At 70.3% G+C, this 24,040-nt stretch carries 24 protein-coding genes, 1 tRNA gene and 1 other RNA gene; 13 read left to right on the top strand and 13 right to left on the bottom strand.

Annotated elements, in window-relative coordinates:
- Positions 1-12: 12 nt before the first annotated feature.
- Positions 13-1,761: an alpha/beta hydrolase gene (locus RT2_RS09835; RefSeq protein WP_174556692.1), complete on the top strand. Its 1,749-nt coding sequence runs from the start codon at positions 13-15 to the stop codon at positions 1,759-1,761.
- Between the two features lie 94 nt (positions 1,762-1,855).
- Here the strand turns inward: RT2_RS09835 and RT2_RS09830 are convergent, their stop codons facing one another.
- Entirely contained in the window at positions 1,856-2,440 is a 585-nt protein-coding gene (locus tag RT2_RS09830) for an HhH-GPD-type base excision DNA repair protein (RefSeq protein ID WP_072844588.1), read from the bottom strand.
- A gap of 91 nt (positions 2,441-2,531) precedes the next feature.
- On the opposite strand from RT2_RS09830, the gene RT2_RS09825 reads away from it, so the two are divergent.
- Positions 2,532-3,191, top strand: coding sequence for a DUF5701 family protein (locus RT2_RS09825; RefSeq protein WP_072844587.1), 660 nt, complete (start codon positions 2,532-2,534; stop codon positions 3,189-3,191).
- A 25-nt stretch (positions 3,192-3,216) separates the two neighbouring features.
- On the opposite strand, the gene RT2_RS09820 is transcribed toward RT2_RS09825, so the two are convergent.
- Complete coding sequence (locus tag RT2_RS09820) at positions 3,217-4,509, bottom strand: aspartate aminotransferase type Ic (RefSeq protein WP_072844586.1); 1,293 nt, start codon at positions 4,507-4,509, stop codon at positions 3,217-3,219.
- 45 nt (positions 4,510-4,554) lie between these two features.
- An RNA gene (gene ffs / locus RT2_RS09815) (signal recognition particle sRNA small type) lies at positions 4,555-4,649 on the bottom strand.
- Between the two features lie 127 nt (positions 4,650-4,776).
- Here ffs and RT2_RS09810 point away from each other — a divergent pair.
- From RT2_RS09810 to RT2_RS09785, 8 genes are all read left to right on the top strand, one after another.
- A tRNA-Ser gene (locus RT2_RS09810) sits at positions 4,777-4,864 on the top strand.
- Between the two features lie 252 nt (positions 4,865-5,116).
- Positions 5,117-5,242 carry a hypothetical protein gene (locus tag RT2_RS26340; protein WP_255312523.1) on the top strand — a complete coding sequence of 42 codons (126 nt, stop codon included), beginning with the start codon at positions 5,117-5,119 and terminating at the stop codon, positions 5,240-5,242.
- 114 nt (positions 5,243-5,356) lie between these two features.
- Positions 5,357-5,911 carry a TIGR03086 family metal-binding protein gene (locus tag RT2_RS09805; protein WP_072844629.1) on the top strand — a complete coding sequence of 185 codons (555 nt, stop codon included), beginning with the start codon at positions 5,357-5,359 and terminating at the stop codon, positions 5,909-5,911.
- A gap of 200 nt (positions 5,912-6,111) precedes the next feature.
- The gene (locus tag RT2_RS26335; protein ID WP_255312522.1) at positions 6,112-6,240 is read left to right on the top strand and encodes a hypothetical protein; all 129 of its coding nucleotides are present in this window, start codon (positions 6,112-6,114) and stop codon (positions 6,238-6,240) included.
- A gap of 171 nt (positions 6,241-6,411) precedes the next feature.
- Positions 6,412-7,320 carry a tRNA glutamyl-Q(34) synthetase GluQRS gene (gluQRS, locus tag RT2_RS09800; protein ID WP_072844585.1) on the top strand — a complete coding sequence of 303 codons (909 nt, stop codon included), beginning with the start codon at positions 6,412-6,414 and terminating at the stop codon, positions 7,318-7,320.
- 213 nt (positions 7,321-7,533) lie between these two features.
- Positions 7,534-7,932 carry a DUF4282 domain-containing protein gene (locus RT2_RS25070; RefSeq protein WP_169888251.1) on the top strand — a complete coding sequence of 133 codons (399 nt, stop codon included), beginning with the start codon at positions 7,534-7,536 and terminating at the stop codon, positions 7,930-7,932.
- 191 nt (positions 7,933-8,123) lie between these two features.
- A complete protein-coding gene (locus tag RT2_RS09790) occupies positions 8,124-9,092 on the top strand; it encodes a DUF2189 domain-containing protein (protein WP_072844583.1) in 969 nt (322 codons plus the stop codon).
- Between the two features lie 101 nt (positions 9,093-9,193).
- Positions 9,194-9,922 (top strand): queuosine precursor transporter, encoded by a 729-nt coding sequence (locus RT2_RS09785; protein WP_371851151.1) that lies wholly within the window; start codon positions 9,194-9,196, stop codon positions 9,920-9,922.
- 11 nt (positions 9,923-9,933) lie between these two features.
- Here RT2_RS09785 and tgt read toward each other — a convergent pair whose 3' ends face one another.
- The 4 genes from tgt to RT2_RS09760 all read right to left on the bottom strand — a co-directional run bounded on the left by tgt (position 9,934) and on the right by RT2_RS09760 (position 15,797).
- The gene (tgt, locus tag RT2_RS09780; protein WP_371851150.1) at positions 9,934-11,211 is read right to left on the bottom strand and encodes a tRNA guanosine(34) transglycosylase Tgt; all 1,278 of its coding nucleotides are present in this window, start codon (positions 11,209-11,211) and stop codon (positions 9,934-9,936) included.
- Positions 11,212-11,252: 41 nt separating this feature from the next.
- Entirely contained in the window at positions 11,253-13,148 is a 1,896-nt protein-coding gene (locus tag RT2_RS09775) for an ABC transporter ATP-binding protein (protein ID WP_072844628.1), read from the bottom strand.
- Positions 13,149-13,525: 377 nt separating this feature from the next.
- The gene (locus RT2_RS09765; RefSeq protein WP_072844580.1) at positions 13,526-15,259 is read right to left on the bottom strand and encodes an ABC transporter ATP-binding protein; all 1,734 of its coding nucleotides are present in this window, start codon (positions 15,257-15,259) and stop codon (positions 13,526-13,528) included.
- Between the two features lie 82 nt (positions 15,260-15,341).
- On the bottom strand, positions 15,342-15,797 hold the full coding sequence (locus tag RT2_RS09760) for an RrF2 family transcriptional regulator (protein WP_072844627.1): 456 nt from the start codon (positions 15,795-15,797) through the stop codon (positions 15,342-15,344).
- Positions 15,798-15,886: 89 nt separating this feature from the next.
- On the opposite strand from RT2_RS09760, the gene RT2_RS26800 reads away from it, so the two are divergent.
- Together RT2_RS26800 and RT2_RS09755 are read left to right on the top strand one after the other, a co-directional pair.
- Positions 15,887-15,976: a putative leader peptide gene (locus RT2_RS26800; RefSeq protein WP_371851149.1), complete on the top strand. Its 90-nt coding sequence runs from the start codon at positions 15,887-15,889 to the stop codon at positions 15,974-15,976.
- A gap of 103 nt (positions 15,977-16,079) precedes the next feature.
- Positions 16,080-17,198 carry an LLM class flavin-dependent oxidoreductase gene (locus RT2_RS09755; protein ID WP_072844579.1) on the top strand — a complete coding sequence of 373 codons (1,119 nt, stop codon included), beginning with the start codon at positions 16,080-16,082 and terminating at the stop codon, positions 17,196-17,198.
- On the opposite strand, the gene RT2_RS09750 is transcribed toward RT2_RS09755, so the two are convergent.
- Entirely contained in the window at positions 17,188-17,790 is a 603-nt protein-coding gene (locus RT2_RS09750; protein WP_245709098.1) for a TetR/AcrR family transcriptional regulator, read from the bottom strand. The two genes, RT2_RS09755 and RT2_RS09750, sit on opposite strands and share 11 nt — an antisense overlap.
- Positions 17,791-17,925: 135 nt before the next feature.
- On the opposite strand from RT2_RS09750, the gene RT2_RS09745 reads away from it, so the two are divergent.
- Positions 17,926-20,091 (top strand): MMPL family transporter, encoded by a 2,166-nt coding sequence (locus tag RT2_RS09745; protein WP_072844577.1) that lies wholly within the window; start codon positions 17,926-17,928, stop codon positions 20,089-20,091.
- A 103-nt stretch (positions 20,092-20,194) separates the two neighbouring features.
- Here RT2_RS09745 and RT2_RS09740 read toward each other — a convergent pair whose 3' ends face one another.
- Genes RT2_RS09740 through RT2_RS09720 form a run of 5 tightly spaced genes read right to left on the bottom strand, consistent with a single transcriptional unit; the run spans position 20,195 to position 23,923 of the window.
- Complete coding sequence (locus RT2_RS09740) at positions 20,195-20,656, bottom strand: hypothetical protein (RefSeq protein ID WP_072844576.1); 462 nt, start codon at positions 20,654-20,656, stop codon at positions 20,195-20,197.
- A gap of 60 nt (positions 20,657-20,716) precedes the next feature.
- Complete coding sequence (locus RT2_RS09735; RefSeq protein ID WP_072844575.1) at positions 20,717-21,136, bottom strand: YbaB/EbfC family nucleoid-associated protein; 420 nt, start codon at positions 21,134-21,136, stop codon at positions 20,717-20,719.
- The gene (locus tag RT2_RS09730) at positions 21,137-21,745 is read right to left on the bottom strand and encodes an LppA family lipoprotein (RefSeq protein WP_083577244.1); all 609 of its coding nucleotides are present in this window, start codon (positions 21,743-21,745) and stop codon (positions 21,137-21,139) included.
- A 37-nt stretch (positions 21,746-21,782) separates the two neighbouring features.
- The gene (locus RT2_RS09725; RefSeq protein WP_072844573.1) at positions 21,783-23,618 is read right to left on the bottom strand and encodes an alpha/beta hydrolase; all 1,836 of its coding nucleotides are present in this window, start codon (positions 23,616-23,618) and stop codon (positions 21,783-21,785) included.
- Entirely contained in the window at positions 23,618-23,923 is a 306-nt protein-coding gene (locus tag RT2_RS09720) for a hypothetical protein (protein ID WP_139191117.1), read from the bottom strand. Before RT2_RS09720 ends, RT2_RS09725 begins: the two co-directional genes overlap by 1 nt.
- Between the last annotated feature and the right edge of the window lie 117 nt (positions 23,924-24,040).

Below are 24,040 nucleotides of genomic sequence, written 5' to 3'. Positions count from 1 at the left end.
CAGGAAGCACCGATGTCCGCGACCACAGATCCACAGGCGACGACGTCGCCGTCCAGCAACACACCCGACGCAACGACCGGCGCCGTGGAGACCGCGTCGCCGGTCGGCGCCGGTGACCGACTACGTCGCTACGGCCGCACACTGCACCCCGTCGGCCTGACGCTGGCCCTGCTGTTCTTCTGCTGGTCGATGACGCCGTCGCTGCTGCCACGCGCCTGGTACCTGCAGGCCGTGGCGACCGGCATCAGCGTCGCGACCGGGTACGGAATCGGTTGCCTCGCAGCGTGGCTGGTCCGCAAGTGCGGCTTCACCGTGCGGCACTCGGAGCGGACCCGGCGGATCGGCTGGTGGACCCTGCTGGGCCTGGCCGTGGTCGCGGTGCCGACCTTCCTCGTCCTCGGCTCCTGGTGGCAGCAGATCGTCCGCGAGCTCGCCCAGGCGGAGCCCGCGAGCCGCTCGTACTACCTTCTGGTGCTGGCACTCTCGCTGACCGTCGCGATCGCGATCCTGGCGATCGCGCGGGCGATCCGCGGCGGCACCAACCGGCTGACCGCGTTGGGGCTGCGCTACGTGCCCGCCCCCGTCGCGCGGCTGGCGAGCCTGGTGGTGGTGCTGGTCGTGAGCGTCCTCGTGGTCAACGGCGTTGTCTACCAAGGCGTCATCGGCCTGGCGAACCGGTCCGCGGCGGCCGCGGACCAGAGCACCGCGCCCGACGTCACGGAGCCGACCGCCACCGAACGGTCCGGTTCCCCCGCCTCCGCCGAACCCTGGGACAGCCTCGGCCGGGAGGGCCGCACGTTCGTCGCCGGCGGCCCGACCCCCGAGCAGATCTCCGCCGTCACCGGCCGTCCGGCGCCCATGCCGATCCGGGTCTACGCGGGCCGTGAGGCCGCCGCTTCCGTTGAGGGCGTGGCGGATCGGGTGGTCGCCGAACTCGAGCGCACCGGCGCCTTCGACCGCAGCGTCCTCGCCGTCGCCACCACCACCGGCCGCGGCTGGGTCAACGCGCGGGTCGCGTCGTCGCTCGAGTACGTCGCCGGTGGCGACTCGGCGATCGCGTCGATGCAGTACTCGTTCCTGCCCAGCGCGCTGTCGTTCGTCGCGGACCGGAAGACCCCGCCGGAGGCGGGCCGGGCGCTGTTCGAGGCCGTCTCGGCGGCGGTGGACGCCCGTCCCGCGGAGTCCCGTCCCAAGCTGGTGGTGTTCGGCGAGAGCCTGGGCTCGTTCGGCGGACAGGGCGCGTTCAGCGGGGCCCAGGACATGCTGGCCCGCACGGACGGCGCGCTGTGGGTCGGCACCCCGAACTTCGCGCCGCAGTGGGCGCAGATCACCGCGGACCGCGATCCCGGCTCGCCCGAACGCCTTCCGGTCGTCGACGGCGGCGCGAACGTCCGGTTCGCCGCGGCCGCCGCGGACCTCGACCTCCCCGCACCGTGGGGCACCCCGCGGATCGTCTACTGGCAGCATGCGAGCGACCCGATCACCTGGTGGTCCTTCGACCTGCTGCTGCACAAGCCGGACTGGCTCCGCGAACCGCCGGGCCCGGACGTCGACCCCGGCATGCGCTGGATCCCGTTCGTCACGTTCTGGCAGGTCACCATGGACATGGTGTTCTCCGCCGACGTGCCGGAGGGCCACGGCCACACCTTCGGCCGGGACGCGGTGAACATGTGGGCCGGCATCCTCGACCCCGCCGACTGGACCGCCGCCCAGACCGAGCAGGTGCGCGCCGTCGTCGGCGGCGACCAGACGGAGGAGTAGCCGCCCGCGGCGCTGCCGGCACACACCTTCTCGCTCCGTCACACACCCGATGCACGTACAACGGGTGTGTGACGGAGACAAAGGGTATGTGCGGCTAGGTGGCCTTGGCTGCCTTCGCCGCCGCCTTCGCGGCCTTCTTGAACTCGCGCACCTCGGCGAGCGTCTGGTCGTCGACCACGTCCGCGATCGACCGGCGCGCGCCGTCGTCGCCGTACGCGCCCGCGGCCTCGCGCCAGCCGTCGAGTTCGACGCCGATCTGCTTGCCGAGCAGCGCCAGGAAGATCCGCGCCTTCTGGTCGCCGTAGCCGGGCAGCGCCTTCAGCCGGCGGAGCACCTCCTTGCCGTCCGGGGCGCCGTCAGTCCAGATCGCCTCGGTACGGCCGTCGTAGTGCTCGACCAGGTAGGCGCACAGGTCCTGGACCCGCTTGCCCATCGACCCGGGGAACCGGTGCACCGCGGGCGGGGTGGCGCACAGGGCGAGGAACTTCTCGGGGTCCATCTCCGCGATCTTGTGGACGTCGAGGCCCTCGAGTCGGTCGTCGAGCTTCTTCGGCCCGGCGAAGGCGACCTCCATCGGAATCTGCTGGTCGAGCAGCATTCCGATCAGCAGGGCCAGGGGGTCTGCGGCGAGCAGCGCGTCCGCGTCCGCGTCGCCGGCGAGGTGCAGCGTGAGTGCCATGCCGACGATCCTGCCACCTGCCGCGCCGCCCGGGGAACAATGCGCAGACCCCGCACGTTGGTTCGGTACACCGTACGGAAATGGAGTGCCGATGACGCCGACAGCTGTGGAGACCGAATTCGACCGCCAGGTGGGGGTACTCACCGAACTGGGCTACCCGGCGCTGACCGGGCTCGGCGCCCCGAAGTTCGCGGCCGCCCTCGAACCGCTGCGCGGCGTCGTCCTGGCAGATCCGGAGTGCTCGGCGGACCACGGCGAGGACCACGTCCCGTTCGTCCTGGTGGTCGCGCGCACCGCGCAGGGCGGGTCGCTCGACGCCCACGAGGCGATGGCCCGGACCGCGCTCGGCGGCAGGCCGGGGTTCTCGGTCCTCGAGCCGGCCGAGCTCTCCCGGTTCCGCCCGGTCGAGACCGTGACGATCCCGGACGGCGTCGCCTACGTGCTGGTGAACGTCGACACCGGGTCGGAATTCCTCAATGTCACGCCGGCGGCCGCCCTCGAGTCACTGACCGCGATGGGCCGCACCCCGCTCACCGTCGAGGAGGGCATCGCCCTGCTCACCGCGCGCCCGGACATGCTGCGCAAGAACAAGTGCTTCTCGCTGCTGGCGTCGCGGTGCGGCGACAAGCGGGTGCCCGCGCTGTGGATCAGCGAGCGTCGACCGAAGCTCGGCTGGTGCTGGAACGGCAACCCGCACACCTGGCTCGGGTCGGCATCGGCGTCGGCGCGGCTGCCGCTCGCGCCCGCCTGACGGGTCCTGCGGACCCGCCCGGCGCTCACGCCTGGGTGAGCGCCTTTTCGGCGGCGGCGAGCAGGACGCACGTCGCGACGCCGTCCATGGCCTTCGCGAGTTCGTCCGTCGACGGGAAGCTGGGGGCGAGGCGGATGTTCCGGTCCTCGGGGTCCTGCTTGTACGGGAACGCGGATCCGGCGGCCGTCAGGGCGATGCCGGCGTCCTTCGCGAGCCCGATGACCCGCTTCGCGGTGCCGTCGACCACGTCGAGGCTGATGAAGTAGCCGCCCTTGGGCTCGGTCCACGACGCGACCTTGGACGCACCGAGACGGTCCTCGAGGATCTGCAGCACCAGCGCGAACTTGGGCGCCAGGATCTCGCGGTGCTTGTCCATGTGCGCACGGACACCGTCGGCGTCCCTGAAGAAGCGCAGGTGGCGGAGCTGGTTGATCTTGTCCGGGCCGATGCTCTTCTTGCCCAGGTGCTGCTGGTACCAGGCCAGGTTCGCGTCGGAGCTGCCGAAGAAGCTGACGCCGGCTCCGGCGAACGTGATCTTCGACGTGGACGCGAACACCAGCGGACGGTTCGGGTTGCCGGCCTCGGCGGCCATGCCGAGGATGTCGAGGGCCGGGGCGCACTCGGCGACCAGCGGGTGCACGGCGTACGCGTTGTCCCAGAAGATGCGGAAGTCGGGGGCGGCGGCGGGCATCGACGCGAGCGTGCGGGCGACGTCCTCCGAGTACACGGCACCGGTCGGGTTGGAGTACGTCGGGACGACCCACATGCCCTTGATCTGCGGATCGGCGGCGACCAGCTCCGCGACCTTCGCCATGTCCGGGCCGTCGTCGCGCATCGGGATGGCGATCATCTCGATGCCGAAGGACTCGGTGATGGCGAAGTGACGGTCGTAACCCGGTGCCGGGCACAGGAACTTGACCACCGGCTCCTGCGACCACGGCCGCGGCGAGTCCGGGTTTCCGTGGAGCAGCGAGAACACGATCGCGTCGTGCATGATCTCGAGGCTCGCGTTGTTGCCGGCCAGCAGATTCGCGGCGGGGATGCCGAGCAGCTCGCCGAAGATGGCACGCAGCTCCGGCAGACCGGTCAGTCCGCCGTAGTTGCGGCAGTCGGTGCCGGCGCCGTCGCGGTAGTCGCCGTCGCCGGGCAGGGAGAGCAGCCCCGCGGACAGGTCCAGCTGCTCGGGTGCGGGCTTTCCTCGGGTGAGGTCCAGCGCGAGCTTCTCGGCCTTCAGCTGCGCGTACTTCGCAGACTGCCGTTCATGCTCGGAGCGGAGTTCCTCATGGCTCATCAACCCAATCTGGGTTTGGGTAGGCATCCCGAAAGACCTTTCACACCGTGGCGGCGGAGCTGGGGTGGAAATTAAAGGGGACCCCGCGCACCCGGCAGAGCCCATTGACCCTTGCTGCCTTCCGGCCCTGGGGGAGTTCACAGGATGCGCGCCGCGCGGGATCCACAGACGAGCATACCGACGACTCGGCGGGCGTGGACAGCGGGGCCGCAATCGCGCCGCGCAACCGGGGTCGGGGGCCAGTCCGGGGGGCCGTTTTCGTGGTTTGGCAGGTGACCCGGTATGCTCGCCCACGGAGGATTCGCCTAGTGGCCTATGGCGCTCGCCTGGAACGCGGGTTGGGTTAACGCCCTCAGGGGTTCAAATCCCCTATCCTCCGCCACACGATGGCCCCCGATCTCCGGATCGGGGGCCATCGTCGTATCCGGGGCCGCCCACCCCGGGCAGATCCGCGCCCCACAGGGGTGTGACGACCGCCACGACCGGCGACGCATCACGGCCCGGACCTCGACGGATCCTTCCCCCGGAACCCGCGGCCACGAAGACACGCGCTGCGTTGCGTAGGACTCTTCGATAACGTCCCGCCGCGAACGCCGGCCCTCGGCGCGCACCCCGTGACCCCCGGAGGATTTCCATGGCAGACCTCGGCTCCAGCAACATCGCCCCCACCGTCAACGGCACCGCCACCGGCATCGTCGGCATCATCGGCGACACCCTCACCAGCATCGCCTCGACGCTGAACAACCTCAGCCTCAGCTGAGATCGCCTTCGAGAACGGCCCCGCCTCGCATCCGCCGGGCGGGGCCGTTTCCCGTCGAGCGGTCGTGACGCGAATGTCCAAGACCGTGTCGGTGCCCCGGCGCAGACTGTGGCGATGACCACAACCGAGACCGCCGCCCTCTACCGCCGCCTCGCCGAGACGCTGACCCGCACCGTCGAGTCGGTGCCGGCCGACCACTGGGACGCCGACTCCCCCTGCGAGGGGTGGACGGCCCGCGACGTGCTGCGTCACGTCGTCGAGACCCAGTCCTACCCGCTCGGCAACGTCGGACTGACGCTGCCGCCGGCGCCCGACGTCGATGTCGACCCGGTGGGGGCCTGGACGCAGACCCGCGACGCCGTCCTGGAGATCCTCGACGACCCCGCCCGCGCCGGCCTCGAGTACGACAGCCAGATGGGTCGCACCTCCGTCGCGGCGACGTTCGGCACCTTCTTCTGCTTCGACCTGGTGGTGCACCGCTGGGACCTGGCGCACGCCACCGGACTGGACGAGACCATCCCTGCCGGGGACCTCGCCCTGGTGGCCGGCTTCGTCGAGCAGGCCGGCGAGATGCTCCGCTCCCCCGGCGTGTGCGGCCCGGCCGTCGAGACACCGGCCGACGCCGACGAGCAGACCCGCCTCCTCGGCGCCCTGGGGCGCCGGGCCTGACCCGATTGCCCGATTCGAAAGCCGTTCGTACACAGGAATTTCCTGTTCGTCGGGATCGCGTTCACCTGGTCGCCGCCGCCTGGACACGCTCGGCCTCCATCCTGTGACGAGCGCCTCTTTCCAGCAGATGCGGGGGGTATGCCGTTCGGCTACCGTCCGTGGTGCACCAACGACAACGCGAATTTCCCTGGAGGATCCACATGGCCGACATCACCAACATCGCCGAGCCCGCCGCCGGCAGCGGCAGCAGCGGAGCCGACATCGCGAGCGCGCTGCTCGGCGGCGTTGCCAAGATCTTCGGCCAGCTGGTCGGCGGCTTCAGCAGCTAGTCTCCGCCGCTCGCGTTCACGGCCCCCGACCCTCGCGGTCGGGGGCCGTTGCCGTCCCCACCCCCACCCGCCGAGTGCGCAGTTTCCAGGGCGTCGCCCGGGAGCGGGCGACGGGAGGTGCGCACTCGGCGGGTGCGCGGGCGGCCCCTGACGGCTCGCTAGGGTTCACTCATGCACCAGCACGCGTCCGGGGCGGGACGGTTCGCCCCCAGCCCCTCGGGTGACCTGCACCTGGGCAACCTCCGCACCGCACTGCTGGCCTGGCTGTTCGCCCGTTCCACCGGACGACGTTTCCTGATCCGCGTCGAGGACCTGGACCGGGTCCGGCCCGGCGCCGAGCAGCGCCAGCTCGACGACCTCGCCGCGCTCGGGCTGGACTGGGACGGCCCGGTCGTGCGGCAGTCGGACCGGCTCCCCCGCTACGACGCCGCCGTCGCCTCCCTCGTCGACGCCGGCCTGACCTACGAGTGCTTCTGCACGAGAAGGGAAATCCAGCAGGCCGTCTCGGCGCCGCACGGTCCGGACGGGCACTACCCGGGCACCTGCCGGAACCTGACGGCCGGACAACGCGAGGACAAGCGCGCGCAGGGCCGGACCCCCGCGATCCGGCTGCGCGCCGAAAAGCCCGAGTACACAGTCGAAGACATGCTGCACGGCAGCTACACCGATGCCATCGACGACGTGGTGCTGCGGCGTGGCGACGGGATCCCCGCGTACAACCTGGCCGTGGTGGTCGACGACGCCGCGCAGGGCATCGACCAGGTGGTCCGCGGCGACGACCTGCTCTCGTCCGCGCCGCGGCAGGCCTATCTCGCGTCGCTGCTGGGCCTGCCGGTCCCCCACTACGCGCACGTGCCGCTCGCGCTCAACGCCGAGGGCAAGCGGCTCGCCAAGCGGGACGGCGCCGTCACGCTGGCCGACCAGCGGGCCCGCGGGCGCACCCCGGAGGAAGTCCGCGCGATGATGGCGGTCTCTCTCGGTATGGCCGGCGCCGACGACCGGCCGACCACGGCAGAGTTGCTCGCGACCTTCGACCCGAACGCACTTCCCAGCACTCCCTGGGTGTTCCCCACGGCCTGACACGAATCCGCGAAAGAGATGCATGTCTCGCCAGGACTTACCGGGCATTTCCTCACCGCCCCAGTACTGTGTCGGCATCCGAATTCGCGGATGAACACATAAGTAGGGGGCTACATGACAAGCGGCGGACCGAACGATCCGAATAATCCGGGGGTTTCCGGCGGGCAATTCCCGCAGGCCGGACAAATCCCTACCCAGGGATACGGAAATCCGGTGGATTACGGCACGCAGCCCGGCCCGTCCTACCCGGGTCCCGCGGCGCCTGGCGGATACGGCGGATACCCGTCGGCGCCGCCGATGCCGCCGGCACCCGGCGGAGTCAGCCAGCAGGCGGCCGGGTTCTTCCCAGCCCTGTTCGACTTCAACTTCGACAGTTACGTGACGCCGAAGGTCGTCAAGGTCCTCTACATCCTGGTGACAGCGATGATGGGGCTCGGCCTTCTCGTCATGGTCGTCTCGGCCTTCTCCGAAGAGCCCGTTGCAGGGCTACTCGCCCTCGTCTTCGGTTCGCTGGGCTTCATCGTCTTCCTCGCGCTGATCCGAATCAGTCTCGAGTTCTACGTCGCAGTCATCAAGATCTCCGAGGACGTGAAGGAACTCAAACGCAGGTAGACGCGTCACCCCGACCGCAGCCGACGCGGACGCGGACGGCTTCGGCCGGGGTGGCCCTCGTGCCACACGCCGAACGAATCCGAATCGGTACCAATTCCCGGCAATGAAATGGCCGGATCCCACGTAGGGTCATGCTCGCACTGCCAAATGGTGAGAAATTCAACCATGACGCCGTCGACAAGGGGACCCAAGTGAGCGAGAACCCGCCACCCGGTGATCCGAACACCGGGCGAAATCCCGATCCGAATTACCCGCAGAACCCGCCCCAGAATCCCGCTGGCGGATACCCGCCCCCGCCGGCGGGCGGATACCCGCCCCCGCCGCCGCCGAACTACGGCCAGCCGGGCAACCCACAGCAGGGTGGCGCCCCGAACATGCCCGGCGGCTACCCGCCGCCCCCGGGCTACGGCGCCCCCGGCAGCTACCCACCGCCCCCCGGTCAGGGCGGCTACATGCCACCGCCTCCACCCGGTTACGGTCCGCCTGCGCAACCACCGCCCGGCTTCGGCGGACCCGGCGGCGTCCCCCGGCTCACCGTCGGCGACGCACTCGGCTACGCCTGGAACAAGTACAAGGCCAATGCGGGCGTGTGGATCGGCATCCTACTGGTCATCGTTCTCATCGAGGTCGCGCTCAACCTGATCTTCGGGCGCGACTCCGACTCCATGGACTTGGCCAGCTTCTACACGCTGTGGAGCGTGATCGGCACGATCGTCAGCGTCGTCGTCGGCTATCTCGTCAATGCCGCGCTGGTCCGCGGAGCCCTGCACGAACTCGACGGCAACACTCCGACCATCGGCTCGTTCTTCCAGTTCACCAACGTGGGCGCGGTCATCCTCGCCAGCCTGTTGGTTGGCCTGATGTCCGGCATCGGTTTCCTCCTTCTGATCATCCCGGGCATCATCATCGTCTTCCTGACCTGGTGGACTCTGCAGTTCGTCATCGACCAACAGCAAGATGCGATCCCCGCAATCAAGTCCAGCTTCGGTGCGATCTCACAGAACGTCGGCCCACTTGCGCTGCTGACCCTGGCGCTGATCGCGCTCAACATCGTCGGCTTCCTACTGTGCCTGGTCGGCCTCCTGGTGAGCTACCCCGTGACCATCATCGCCTCGACCTACGCGTACCGGGTCGTCGTCGGGGGCCGCGTCGCCCCCTGACCCACCGCTGCACGCCTGCTCACGACGCCGGGCGCGAACCGACCCCACCGGGTCTGGGTTCGCGCCCGGCGTCGTCATGGTGCTTGGATGGCGTCGTGACAGTGTCAGAACCGGTGGAGACCGCTCCCGAGACCGCGACCTTCGCCCACGTCAGCCGGGGCTACTACCCCACCATCGTGGCGCTCTTCACCGCCGTGCTGCTGATCTCGAACATCTGCGCCACCAAGGGGGTGGCATTCTTCGCCGGATCCGAGCTCAGCATCGGGCCGCTGCAGATCCTGCCGATCATCACCGACGGCGGCTTCTTCCTGTTCCCGCTCGCCTACGTGCTCGGCGACGTGCTCAGCGAGGTGTACGGCTTCAAGGCCACCCGCCGGGCGATCTACCTGGGGTTCGGCGCCCTGATCCTGGCGGCGGGCTGCTTCTGGCTGCTGCTCGCGCTGCCGTCGGCGGACTTCTACGAACACCAGGCGGCACTGGAATCCGTGGTCGGCGTCTACCCCCGACTGCTGCTGGCCGGGCTCTCGGGCTACCTCGTCGGACAGTTGCTGAACTCGCTGGTGATGGTCGCCATCAAGGAACGCACCAAGGAGAAGCACCTGTGGGCGCGGCTGATCGGGTCGACCGTCGTCGGGGAGTTCGCCGACACCCTGATCTTCTGCTCGATCGCCGCGGGCGCGATCGGCATCACCACCGGCGGCGATTTCGTCAACTACCTCATCGTCGGCGTCGTGTGGAAGATCCTGGTCGAGGTGCTGGTCATGCCGATCACCTACCGCGTCATCGCGTACATCAAGAAGCGCGAGCCGACGTACGTGCTCGCCGCCTGACCGGCGGCCCGTTACGGCTTGTCGGGGCCGTAGAACCGGCCGAGGGTCTCCGCCTTGAAGTCGTGGAAGTAGCCGCCCTCGATGCTGGCGCGGATGTCGTCGACCAGTTTCACGGTGAACCGCTCGTTGTGGATGGTGCACAGCGTCGAGGCGAGCATTTCCTTCGCCTTGAACAGGTGGTGGATGTACGCGCGGGTGTAGTTGGCGCAGGTGTAGCAGTCGCACTCGTCGTCGATGGGTGTGAAGTCGCGGCGGAAACGGCTGGTGTTGATGTTGAAACGGCCCGACCGCACGTAGATGGCGGCGTTGCGGGCCACCCGTGACGGGTTGACGCAGTCGAAGGTGTCGGCGCCGTTCTCGATGGCGACGAAGAAGTCGTCCGGCTCGCTGATCCCGAGCATGTGCCGCGGCTTGTGCTCGGGCAGCTCCTCGTTGCACCACCGCACGATGGTGCCCAGGTTCTGCTTCTCGAGCGCGCCGCCGATGCCGTAGCCGTCGAAGCCGTAGCCGTTCTCCCCCTCGATGGACTCGAGGCCGCGGCAGGCCTGCCGGCGCAGGTCCTCGTACTGCGCGCCCTGCACCACGCCGAACAGCGCCTGGTACGGCTTGTCCGCGCGCTCGGCCGTGAGCTTCTCGTGCTCGGCGATGCAGCGGATCGCCCACTCCTGGGTGCGCTGGACCGAGCGTTCCTGGTAACCGCGGGTGTTGAGCAGGGTGGTGAGCTCGTCGAACGCGAACATGATGTCCGCGCCGAGCTGGTGCTGGATCTGCATCGACACCTCGGGGGTGAACCGGTGCCTGCTGCCGTCGAGGTGCGACTTGAAGGTGACCCCGTCGTCGTCGACCGTCGCGAGGCGCTCCTTGCCGTCCGCGATCACGTCGTCGGACTGCACACCCACCGACTCCATCGCCAGCACCTTGCGGAAGCCGACGCCCAGCGACATCACCTGGAACCCGCCGCTGTCGGTGAAGGTGGGGCCGTCCCAGTTCATGAACTTGCCCAGCCCGCCCGCCGCGTCGACGATGTCGGCGCCGGGCTGCAGGTACAGGTGGTAGGCGTTGGCCAGCACCGACTGGGTGCCCAGCTCCTTGACGGACTCGGGCAGGACCGCCTTGACCGTCGCCTTGGTGCCGACCACCACGAACGACGGCGTCGCGATGTCGCCGTGCGGGGTGTGGACGGTGCCGGTGCGGCCGAGGCGGTCCTCGAGGCGCGTCCCGATGGTGAAGATCGATTCGGGACGCTTCGCGGGACCCACGCCGGCCTGCGGCTGTACTGCGGAATTCACCTGGCAATCCTGTCACAGGGCGGCGCGGCGGCCGCTTCTCCTCAGACGGCGGCGCCGACGAACTGGCTGTTGTAGAGGTCGAAGTACGCGCCCCGGCGAGCCAGCAGATCCTCATGGGTGCCCTGCTCGACGATGTGCCCGTCCTCCATCACCACGATCAGGTGCGCGTCCCGGATCGTCGAGAGCCGGTGCGCGATGACGAAGCTGGTGCGGTCGCTGCGCAGCGCCGCGGTGGCGTGCTGGACCAGCAGCTCGGTACGGGTGTCCACCGAACTGGTGGCCTCGTCGAGGATCAGGATCGACGGCTGCGCGATGAACGCCCGGGCGATGGTGATCAGCTGCTTCTCGCCGGCGCTGACGTTGTTGCCCTCCGCGTCGATGACCGTGTCGTAGCCGTCGGGCAGGGTGTGCACGAACTTGTCCACGTGGCTGAGCCGCGCCGCCTCGGCGATCTGCGCGTCGGTCGCGCCGGGCCGTCCGTAGGCGATGTTCTCGCGGATGGTGCCGCCGAACAACCAGGTGTCCTGCAGCACCATGCCGACCCGGGAGCGCAGGTCGTCCCGGGTCATCTGCGCGATGTCGGTGCCGTCCAACAGGATCCGGCCGGAGTCCACCTCGTAGAACCGCATGATCAGGTTCACCAGCGTGGTCTTGCCCGCGCCGGTGGGGCCGACGATCGCGACCATGTGGCCGGGCTGCGCGGTGAGCGAGAGCCCCTCGATGAGCGGCTGCTCCTCCTTGTAGCGGAAGGACACCTTCTGGAACTCGACGTGCCCGCGGGCGACCGCCGGACTCCGGGCGGGCTTCGGGTCGGCGCTCTGCTCCTCCTCGTCGAGCAGGGCGAACACCCGCTCGGCGGACGCCACACCGGACTGCATCAGGTTGGCCATACTCGCGATCTGGGTCAGCGGCTGGGTGAACTGGCGCGAGTACTGGATGAACGCCTGCACGTCGCCGAGGCTCATCGAGCCGGACGCCACCTTCATGCCGCCGATCACCGCGACCGCGACGTAGTTGAGGTTGCCCAGGAACATGATCGCGGGCATCACCAGACCGGAGATGAACTGGGCGCCGAACGCGGACTTGTACAGCTCCTGGTTCTTCTCGTCGAAGTCGGCCTGCACCTCGCGCTGACGGCCGAACACCTTGACCAACTCGTGGCCGGTGAACGTCTCCTCGATCTGCGCGTTGAGGGCGCCGGTCGTCTTCCACTGCGCCACGAAGTGCTTCTGCGACCGCTTGGCGATCTGGGTGGTGACCAGCAACGAGAGCGGCACGGTGAGGACGGCGACCAGGGCCAGCAGCGGCGAGATCCACAGCATCATCGCGAGGATGCCGATCACCGACAGCAGCGACATGAGCATCTGGCTGATCACCTGGTTCAGGGTCTGCGCCACGTTGTCGATGTCGTTGGTGACGCGGCTGAGCAGGTCACCGCGAGGGTTGGTGTCGAAGTAGCGCAGCGGAAGCCGGTGGATCTTGTCCTCGACCTCGGCGCGCAGCCTCTTGATGGTGCCCTGCACGATGATGTTCAGCAGGTACGCCTGCACCCAGGCGAAGAGCGAGGACAGCACGTAGAGCCCGAGAACCAGGGCCAGCACCTGACCCATCGCGGTGAAGTCGATCCCGGTCCCGGGCACCACGTTCATCGAGGACACCATGTCAGCGAAGGTGTCCTGGCCCTGCGCACGCAGGCCCTCGACCGCCTGGTCCTTGGTCAGGCCGGCGGGCAGCTGCCTGCCGACGATGCCGTCGAAGATGATGTTGGTGGCGTGCCCGAGGATCTTCGGACCGATCACGCTGAGCACCACGCTCGCCGTGGCCATGGCGATCACCACCGCCACCGCGAACCGGTGCGGGGCCAGCCGGCGCAGCAGTCGCTTCGCGGACGGCAGGAAGTTCATGGCCTTGGCCGACGGACCGGTCGCCATACCCATCGGTCCGCGCGGCGACTGCGCGGGCGGCTCCGTGGGCGCCGCGGCCGGCGGGTCCGGCGGGGGCGGTGGGCCCGACGCGCTCACCGCGGGAAACACCTCGGTCGGCGCGTCGTCGGCGGGCGGCCCGCCCTGGATGGCCGGGTTGGGCGGCGTGCTCGCGGCAGGCGGCGTGCCCGGGGTGGGCGGCGTGCCCGGGACGGCCGGGGTGGGCGGGGTGCCCCGGAAAGGCGCGGGACCCGACGCGGGCGGGGTCTCGGTGTAGCGGGGGATCTGGGCCGTCACCGCATCGTCGTAGTCCCTGTTGATGGTGAACCAGTCGGTGCCGCCCGGGTTGAACCAGCCGCCACCGCGTCCGGTCGAGTCGTCGCCGCCGGTGGTCATGAGGCCTCCTGGGCCGCGAACTGCGAGGACACGATCTCCGCGTAGGTCTCGCAGGTTTCGAGCAACTGGGTGTGGGTGCCGGCGCCGACGATGGCCCCGTCGTCGAGGACGAGGATCTGGTCGGCGTCGATGATGGTGGAGACCCGCTGCGCGACGATGATCACGCAGGCGTCCCGGGTGACCGGCCGCAGCGCCGCCCGCAGCCGGGCGTCCGTGCTGAGGTCGAGGGCCGAGAAGGAGTCGTCGAACAGGTAGATCTCGGGTTGACGCACCAGCGCCCGGGCGATGGCGAGGCGCTGACGCTGCCCGCCGGAGACCGTGGTGCCGCCCTGGGAGACGGCCGTGTCGAGACCCTCGGGCATGGCCCGCACGAAGTCGTCGGCCTGCGCGATCTCCAGCGCTCGCCACAACTGGGCGTCGGTGGCGTCAGGGTCGCCGTAGCGCAGGTTGGTGGCCACGGTGCCGGAGAACAGGAAGGGTTTCTGCGGCACCAGGCCGATCGAGGCCCGCAGCTGGTCCGGCTCGATGGTGCGGACGTCGGCGGCACCGACCCGCACCTGCCCGTCGGTGGCGTCGATCAGGCGGGGGATGAGGTTGAGGAGCGTCGACTTCCCGGAGCCGGTGCCGCCGATGATCGCGGTGGTCATGCCTGGTTCGGCGAGGAAGCTGATGTTCCGCAGCACCGGGGCCTCGGCGCCGGGGAACGAGAACGACGCGCTGCGCATCTCGACGATGCCCCGCGCCTGCCAGCCGGGCAGCACCCAGGACGGCGCCCGCACGGAGGGCTCGGTGTCGAGCACCTCGGAGATGCGTTCGGCGCAGACGGAGGCGCGGGGCAGCAACACCGTCATCACCGTCACCATCGTCACGGCCATCAGGATCTGCATGATGTAGGACAGCACCGCGGTGAGGGCGCCGATCTCCATGGTTCCCTCGTCGATCAGGTGGCCGCCGAACCACAGCACCGTGACACTGGTGACGTTCGCGATGAGCATGACCACCGGCAGCATGAAGGCCATCAGCCGGCCGACCCGCAATGCGGTGCTGACCAGGGCCTCGTTGGCGTCCTCGAAGCGCTGGATCTCCTCCGGCTCGCGCACGAACGCCCGCACCACCCGGATCCCGGTGATCTGCTCGCGCAGCACCCGGTTGATCGCGTCGATCCGGACCTGCATGACCCGGAACTGGGGCACCATCTTCCGGATCACCAGGCCCATGCACAGGGCCAGCAGCGGCACCGCCACCGCGAGCACCCACGCCAGCCCCTGCGAGACCCGGATCGACATGATGATGCCGCCGATGCACATGATCGGCGCCGCGACCAGGATCGTGCAGCTGATCACCACCACCATCTGGACCTGCTGCACGTCGTTGGTGTTGCGGGTGATCAGCGACGGCGCCCCGAAGAAGCCCACCTCGCGGGCCGAGAATTCCGAGACCTTGTGCATGACGGCGCCACGCAGGTCGCGGCCGAGACCCATCGCGGCGCGGGCGCCGAAGTAGACCGCCCCGATGCTGCACGCGATCTGCAGGCAGGTGACGAGCAGCATGATGCCGCCGGTGGAGAGGACCACACCGGTGTCGCCCTTGGTGACTCCCTTGTCGATGATGTCGGCGTTGAGACTGGGCAGGTAGAGCGACGCCATGGTGGAGATGAACTGGAGCGCAATCACACCCGCCAGATCGCCCCGGTACGGGCGCAGGTGAGTGCGCAACAGGGAGTACAACATAGTGTCCGAGGCTACCAACCAGGTACTTTTCGACGTCGTAGGTCGCGCCGCACGGGCTGAGGTCGGTTCCGGACAGCCCAGGTCAGCGGCGGCGCCACGCCTGCGGGTCGGCGTTGAGTTCGGCGATGAAACCGGGCAGTGCGCCGGTCGCGATGTCCGCCACCGAGACCCCTTCGAGGACGGCACGCAGGTTCACCCGGACGGCGATCCACACGTCGAGCAACGGCGCCGCGGGGCCGTCGTAGTGGACCTCCTCGGGGCGCTGACCTCGCACCGAGGCGAGCGGACCCTCCATCGCGCGGATCACGTCGGCGACCGCGATCTCGGCGGCGGGCCGGGCCAACCAGTAGCCACCGTCGCGGCCCCGCCTGCTCTGCACCATCCCGGCCCGGCGCAGCTCGCCGAGCACCGACTCGAGAAACTTGTGCGGGACGGTCTGCGAGCGCGCCAACTCGTCCGCCTTGACCGGCGCGTCGCCCGCGGCGGCCAGTTCGACCAGAGCCCGCACGGCGTAGTCCACCTTCGCGGTGATGTGCACCCCGATCCTCCCCTCGCTGCCGGCTACCTCGGCGACCAATTCCTACCACCGATGCGGGGAAAGGAAGTCTTGACACCGCCCGGCGACCGATGGAACCTGAACGCATGTCCGGCAACCCCCTGCTCACGGTGCGACGCCACGTCGACCTGCTGCGGGTTTCCAGCACCCTGTGTCGGTAGCCGACCTCCCCTCCCCACGCCGCCTGCCCGGTCCGTCCGTCGGCAGCGCCGGCCGCGGCAAGCCGCCCTCCCAGCCTCACCCGACACACTTCGGAGACACCCCATGAGCATCGACCTGCACTGGTTCCTGCCCACCGCTGGCGACGGCCGCGGCATCGTCGACAACTCGAACTCGTCCACCGCGGACCCCCGGACCGCCGGTGACCGCGCGCCCACCCTCGAGTACCTGGCCCAGGTGGCCCAGGCCGCCGAACGGGCCGGCTTCACCGGTGTCCTCACCCCCACGGGCACCCACTGCGAGGACGCCTGGCTGACCACCGCGGCGCTGATCCCGCTGACGCGGCGACTGAAGTTCCTGGTCGCGTTCCGTCCCGGCGTCATCTCGCCCACGCTGGCCGCGCAGATGGCCGCGAGCTACCAACGACTTTCGGGTGGGCGCCTGCTGCTCAACGTGGTGACCGGCGGGGACTCGACCGAGCAACAGAGCTACGGCGACTGGCTGACCAAGGACCAGCGGTACGCCCGCACCGGCGAGTTCCTGCAGGCGCTGCGCGGAACGTGGGGCGAGGCGCCCTTCGACTTCGACGGCGAACACTACAAGTTGGTCGGGGCCACGACCTCCGCGCCGCCGAACCCGGTGCCGCCCATCTACTTCGGCGGTTCGTCGCCCGCCGCGCTGCCCGTCGCGGGGCGGCACGCGGACGTCTACCTCACCTGGGGCGAGCCGCCGGCGCAGGTCGCCGCGAAGATCGCCGCAGTCCGCGAACACGCCGAACAGGCCGGGCGCACAGTCCGATTCGGCATCCGGCTGCACGTGATCACCCGCGACACCGCGAGGGAGGCGTGGGCGGTGGCCGACAAGATGCTCGCCGGACTGGACCCCGGGGCGATCGCCGACGCCAGCGCCCGCTTCGCGCGGTCCGAGTCCGAGGGACAACGCCGAATGGCCGCCCTGCACGGCGGCCGCACCGACTCGCTGGAGATCGCGCCGAACCTGTGGGCCGGCGTCGGACTGGTGCGCGGCGGCGCGGGCACCGCCCTGGTGGGCAGCCACGCCGAGGTCGCGGACCGCATCGAGGAGTACCACGCGCTGGGCCTCGACGAGTTCGTGCTGTCCGGCTACCCGCACCTGGAGGAGGCCTACTGGTTCGGGGAGGGCGTGCGCCCCGTCCTGGCCCGACGCGGTCTGCTCGCTGACGAACGCGCGCTGGTCAGCGCGTAGAGCCGGGCCCGACCGGCGACCACCTGGTGGTGCCGATCGTGCCCGGGCGAAGCACGTTCATCGCCGCGTCGAGCAGGACACGTTCGAGTTCCTCGTCCGTGGTGCCGGGCACCTGGGTGTCCGGTGCCAACGCGGTACCGAGGACCTGGACCGCGGCGACGGCCCGGATGGTGGCCTCCGCCGTGGCGTCCGGGCCGGCCAGCCACACGTGGATGCGATTGCTGAGGTCCATCAGCTCCGGCAGCATCGACTGGAGCGCCGTCGACATCGCGGCCGCGTCCCGCACGAACAGCGATCCCTCCGACCGGTGGTTCAGCAGGCCGACAAGGTAGCGGCGCAACAGGTCTCGGACGTCCTCCTCGTCGCGGGGTGCGTCGGTCAGGCCGTCGGCGACGTCGCGCATCACGAACAGCACCGGCGCGACGACCGCCGCGAGCAGGTCCGCCTTGGATTCGTAGTGGTAGTACAGCGAGGCCTTGGTGATGCCGACCTCGTCGGCCACCTCGCGCAGGCTGGTCTGCTCGACGCCCTTCGCGAGGAACTGGCGCAACGCCGCCTCGCGGATGGCCGACCGGGTGTCCCGAGTACCCACCGCCGTCCACCTCCACACCTCTGCCGACCTGCCGTCGACACCCGACCCGAACTTTTGCTGTTGTCGCGGGACTCCCGCCGCACTAGTCTACCTACCGCACGGTAGGTAGATTCGAGAACGGGTGTGGAGGGGCACATGTTCGGAAAACTAGCTCGGTTCGTCGTACACAACCCATGGAAGATCATTGCGGCGTGGATCGTCGCCGCCGTCGCGGTGGTCGCCTTCGCGCCCACGCTGGGCGACGTGCTCAACAAGGAGCAGTCGGGCTTCCTGCCGGACACCTACGAGTCCATCGAGGCACAGCACCTCGCCGAGGACCAGTTCGCGAAGACCGAGGACGCGACCGCGACCATCGTGATCACGCGCGGGGACGGGCAGCCGCTCACCGCCGAGGACCAGGCCAAGGTCGAGAGCCTCGCCGCGACCATCAACTCGACCGGCATCGAGCGGGTCGTCGGCGCCCAGACCGGGCCGCAGTCGCTCGCCGAGAACCGGCAGGTCCAGCTGGTGAGCGTCGGCCTGCAGGGCATGCCCGACGAGAAGCCGGTCGGTGAAGCGGTCAAGGAGATCCGCGAGATCGGCGGCACCCTGGACGGCAGCGGGCTGCGGATGTCGGTCACCGGCGACGCCGCGCTGATGGTCGACAACGAGGAGGCCTTCAAGAACGCGGAGGCGATCATCGGCCTCGTCACGGTGCTGCTGATCATCGGCCTGCTGCTGGTCATCTACCGCAGCCCCGTCGCGGCACTGCTGCCGATCGTCTCGGTCGGCATCGTCTCGTCGATCGCGCCCGGCATCATCGCGCTCGTCGCCAAGGGCACCGGCCTGCAGGTCGACCAGTCGCTGCAGATCATCCTCACCGTCGTGCTCTTCGGTGTCGGCACCGACTACATCCTCTTCCTGCTGTTCCGCTTCCGGGAACGGCTGCGGGCCGGCGAGGAGAAGACCGCCGCACTGATCCATGCGGTCGAGCGGGTCGGCGAGGTCATCGCCTCCGCGGCCGGCGCCATCATCGTCGCGTTCTGCGCCCTGCTGCTCGCGGTCTTCGGCGCCTTCCGCAGCCTCGGCCCCGGCCTGGCCATCGGCGTCGGCATCATGGCGCTGGCCTCGCTGACCCTGATCCCGGCCATCGTGTCGCTGATCGGGACCAAGGTGTTCTGGCCGTCGAAGTCCTGGCAGCAGGAGCCGAAGGGCACGGTGTTCGCCCGGCTCGGCGCGTTCACCGGGCGTCGTCCCGGCGTCGTCGCGCTGGTCTCCGGCGGGCTGCTGGTGGTGCTGGCGCTGGGCATGTTCGGCTTCAAGACGGACTACGACCAGCTGGGCCAGTTGCCGTCGACCACGGAGTCGGCGCGCGGCATCAAGGACCTGCAGACGGGCTTCCCGGCCGGCGCGCTGAACCCGACGCTGGTGTACCTGCACGCCACCGACGGGTCACCGCTGGACCCGGCCGAGGTGGAGCGGGTGGCGCAGGAACTGGCCTCCTCCCCCGGCATCGGCGGCGCCATGCCCGCGAGCCCGGAGGGCGGCCTCGGCCTGATCTCCAAGGACGGCAGCACCGCGCAGATCAACCTGCTGCTCGACTACAGCCCGCAGTCCAACGAGGCGCTCGACGCGATCGGCCCGCTGCGCGACGCCGCGCACGCCGCCGCCCCGGAGGGCACCGAGGTGCTCGTCGGCGGCCCGACCGCCGCGTTCACCGACATCCGGGACGCCAACAACCGCGACCTGTCGGTGATCTTCCCGGTCGCGGGCGTCCTGATCGCGCTGATCCTCGGCCTGCTGCTGCGGTCGCTGGTCGCGCCGATCTACCTGATGGCGTCGGTGGTGCTGGTGTTCTTCTCCACCATGGGCGCGACCGCGTTCCTGTTCAGCGTGGTCGGCGATCGGCCGGGCATCTCGTTCTCGCTGCCGATCATGCTGTACCTGTTCGTGGTGGCGATCGGCACGGACTACAACATCCTGATGATCGCCAGGCTGCGGGAGGAAGCGCGGGAGGGCCGCGACCCGCGGGAGGCGGCGCGTCTGGGGATCGAGCACGGCGGGCCGTCGGTCGGTGCCGCCGGCATCATCCTGGCGGGCACCTTCGGGTCGATGCTGCTGTCCGGGATCGCCCTGATGACCGAGATGGGCTTCGCCGTCGCCCTGGGCATCCTGCTCTCGTCGTTCGTGATGTCGATGTTCCTGGTGCCGTCGATCACCGCCCTGCTCGGCCACCGGGCGTGGTGGCCGGGCCATGGCGACGCGGTCGCCTCGGAGCGTGAGCTGCGCCCGGACGAGGACACGGAACCCGCAGCGGTCTGAGCGCACGGCAGGGCCTGACAGCGCTCCGGCGCCTGTGCGTGACCAGTCGGTCACGCACAGGCGCCGGAGATGTTTGGTGGCTGGTTTTCTGGCTGACGGGCCGTCAGCTGCTCCACGCGGCGCGCTGGGCCTCCGCGGCGGCCGCGGGGTCCCAGTTCTGCGCCTTGAAGTCGGCGCTGGTGACCGAGTCGCCGCCGACGACCTGCACGGTCAACGTGCCGAGCGAGCTGCCGAGCAGCGAACCGATGACGGGGGTGGCGATGGCCGAGGCCGCGTCCTTGAGCTGATCCCCTTCGAGCCCCTCCGCGCACAGGCGGACGGTGACGTCGACGTCGACCGGGTCCTTGCCGCTGTTGAGCTTGGTGACGGCACCGTCCACGGTGACCCCGGCCGGCAGGGTGGCGGTCTTCGCGATCACGGTGGCGGTGGGGTCGTCGTTGCCGGCGTCGGCGGGACAGGTGGTGGCAGGTGCGGCGGAGTCGGAAGCGGCCGAGGCGTCCTCGGATCCACAGCCGGCGAGCAGCAGGGCGCTACCCGCGGCAAGAGCGATGATGGTGCGTTTCATTCGACAATTGTGAGGTGCGCGGCGCGGCAAGCGAGGTACCGGGGGTGAAGATCTGATGAACTACCCGCGGTCGAGCGGGTCGGCGAGCAGGCGGCGACCGTCGAACGGCACGTCGAGAGCGCGGGCGGACCCGGGTGCGGCGGCCGACTCGGGTGCGGCGCCGGACTCGGCGGGGTGCGCGTGGTCGAGTGCGCGCGCGACGAGCGGATCGTCGGTGAGCTCACGCAGCACCTCTTCGGCGGCGCACCGGGCCTGGGTACGGGCCCGTTCGTGCGCCTCGACGACCAGCGCCGCGAGCCGCGCCGCCCCCAGCCCGAGCGCCCGACCGCCGAGGACCAGACCGTCGAGACGGCCGTCCGCAGTGAGGGTGATCCGGACCGCGCCGTCGCCGGCCTCGGCGGTGCCGCGGACGGCGTCGACCGCCCGTTCCACCCGCCGCACCTTGAGGCCCAGCGACTCCGGCTGACCGTGCACGGTCATCTACTTCGTCCCCGAATCGGAACCCGGCCCGGCCCGCCTCGCCTCGGGCAGGTAGCACCCGGTGACGACGTCCAGCAATGCGTCGTTGCGGGTGCCGAGCACGACGTACGCGTCGTCCGGGCCGTAGATGCGCAGGTCGTGGTCGCCGGGCCGGTCAACGATGACGATCGGATCGCCGAAGCCGTGCCTGTCGGTCACCGAACGCATCGCGGCGAGCGCGCCCGGCCACAGTTCCTCGGGGATGCCGCCGTCGATGACCCAGAACCCGATCGACCACCCCTGGCCGTAGGTGTAGGAGAAGCCGTCGCAGTTCCCCGCCGACGACGGCGGACGAGACTGGCGCCACGGACCGACCGGGACGGCAGACGAGATCGCGGACCGGATCTCGTGCCCCATCGCCTCCGCCCGCACGATCATCTCCTCCAGGGAGGGCCGGGCCATCAGAATCGCGGTCCGGCGCGCCGCCTCCTCGTCGCTGTACCGCTCGCCGCCACCGATGGACATGCATCCCCCCAGTACCACTGCCGCCGTCACGAGCGTCACCGCCGCGACGCTTCGTCCCTTCAGCTCACGCACGCCGATCGCCATGCCTGTCAACGTCTTTCGCATCGGAACGCACCGTTGGCTCCGCAGGACGGAACTGACATCAGAACGGACCTCGCAGCAGGCCCGAGGGCAGCGGCAGCGGGATCTCTCCCGGCAGGCCCAAGAGGCCGCCGAGCCCAGAACCGTCACCGAAGACCCGCTCCCGGAGGTCCCCCAGCGGGGAGCCCGGAACCCGGTCCGCAAGACCGGCGTCGGTTCCCTCCACGATCCGCTCCGGCAATCCGCCGACGACCGCGGCGATGTTGTACTGGCTGAAGGTCTTGTCCTCGAGATACTGACTGTGCCCCTCTGAGCCGGAACGCATTTCGCCTGGAATACCACCGATCGGCGGGGTGGTCCCCGCCGTCGTGGACAGGTTGGTGACCCCGTCCATGCGGTTCGGGTCGTCGCCGAACGCGGCGAGGTCTGCGACGAGGTCGCCGTGGGCCTCGGCGACGTACACGTGACCCGACCCCAGCCCCAGGTCGCCGATGTCGTCGGTGCCGATTCCCGGCGAGCCGAAGAACACCGCGTCGTCGACGCCCGTCCCGCCGTGTTGCAGCGCCAGTCCCGTGGTGGTGGACCCGTACGAGTGGCCGAGCGCGGTCAGGTGCGGGTCGTCGGGGCGCGACGCACCCAGACCCTCGTAGAAGGACGCCAGCCGATCGGCTCCGTCCTCGGCGCCCCGCCGGCCGCCGAGATCTCCGATCGCGTCCGCCGCCGTTCCGACAGGGTCGCTCGGGTCCAGTTGCGGCGCACGGTAGTCCAGCCACGCGATCGCGGCGACCGTCTCGTCGCCGCGACCGGCGAGGTGGAGTTGACGCTCGGTCTCGACCTTGAGTTCACGGACCGCGGTGGCGTATCCCTCCAGACCGTCTCCGACATTCGAGTTCACGCCCGGGGTGAAGACCGACACGTGGTCGGCGGTGCCGACGTCGCCGACCGCGACGGCGGCCTGCAGGTGGTCGCCGGTGTTACGCAGCACCAGCAGTTGCCTGTCCGGTTCCGCGACCGTGCGATCCACGGCGTCGAGCTCGGCCAGGCGCTGCGCTGTCACACCGATCTCCCGGCGCACCAACGATGATTCGGGACTCATCGGGCCGGGGCAGGTGGTGTCCAGCCGGGCCCGCAGTTCCTCGATCCGGCCGTCGAGGGCGCCGCGCTGCTCGGCCAGCACCGTCCGGTTCGCCTGGTCACGGGCGTGCGCCGGGACGCCGTCCAGGTTGCCGACCCACTCCGGATGCTCCGTCAGCACCGCGGCCCGCTGATCCTCCGAAAGCTGTTCCCAGTAGCGAGAATTGACGTCCGGGGTGCCGTCGACCGGGGGTGCCGGCGGCGGCTCGGACGACTTGTTGCCGCCCCGCGGCGCGTCCTCGCCGAGGGCCGCCCACCCCCTACGCACCGCGTCGGCCGCGGTCGCGTCGGCCGCGGCAACCACGTCCAGCGCACCCCGCAGGCGCGCGTCGTGAACCCGCGCCAGCTCGTTGAGCCTGGCCTGCAGCAGTGCCACCGCGACGAACGGACCGAGCGGGGGTACCCGCGGTGCCCACACCCGGCCGTCGTCGGCGACGTGCAGACCGTGGTCGGCGGCGGCCGCATCGGCGATGCCGAGCGCCAGCGTCCGCGCGGGCCCGAGCGCGGCGGCACCCCCGCGCAGTGCCGCCGCGACGGCGGCCAAAGCCGTGGCGGTGGTGTCCGCGGCCGCGCGTTCGCGTTCCGAGCGGGCGATCGCCGCGACGGCAGCCACGCCCGTCCAGTGCTCACGGGTGCCCGCGACCCGCCGGGCCGCGGCGGCCACGCCGTCGGCGTACGCGGCGTTGCACACCGACAGTTGCGTCGCGGCCCCTGCCAGCGCCTCCGGGTCCCAGGAGCGCAGCTGGGTCAATGTCGGGCGCATCAGTTGCCGCCCTCGAGAACCCCGAATCCGGTCGCGGTCGCGTGTTCGGTGGCGGAGTAGGCGGCGGCGTCGAGCGCGGCGGCCCGGGACATCGCGCCGAGCCCGTCGGCGCTCGCCCGGCACGCGACCGCTGCCGCGTCGGGCAGCCCGCCGAGCGCGGCCGCGACGTCGGATCCCGGCAGTGCGGACCGGGCCGCCGTCACCGCCTCCGCCGGAGCGAGCGTCGCCACCTCAGCCGCGTCGGCCGCCAGGTCCCCCGCCAGCGCGGCCAGTGCCGCGACGTCGACTTCCATTCCCTCAGACATTCTCATCCCCCCCGGGTGGTCCGGATCGGGTTCCGGACGATCCGCACGTTATCACGACAAAGGCCACGTCAGGGGCCGTGCACAGGTGCTTGCCCACAGGGGAACCGGGGGTCCGGC

Origin of the sequence: Rhodococcus tukisamuensis NBRC 100609 (genome assembly GCF_001894985.1) — a bacterium.
GTDB classification, from domain to species: Bacteria; Actinomycetota; Actinomycetes; order Mycobacteriales; family Mycobacteriaceae; genus Rhodococcus_G; species Rhodococcus_G tukisamuensis.
The sequence above is the reverse complement of the archived record's forward strand: the minus strand, read 5'-3'. Positions and strand labels throughout refer to the sequence as shown.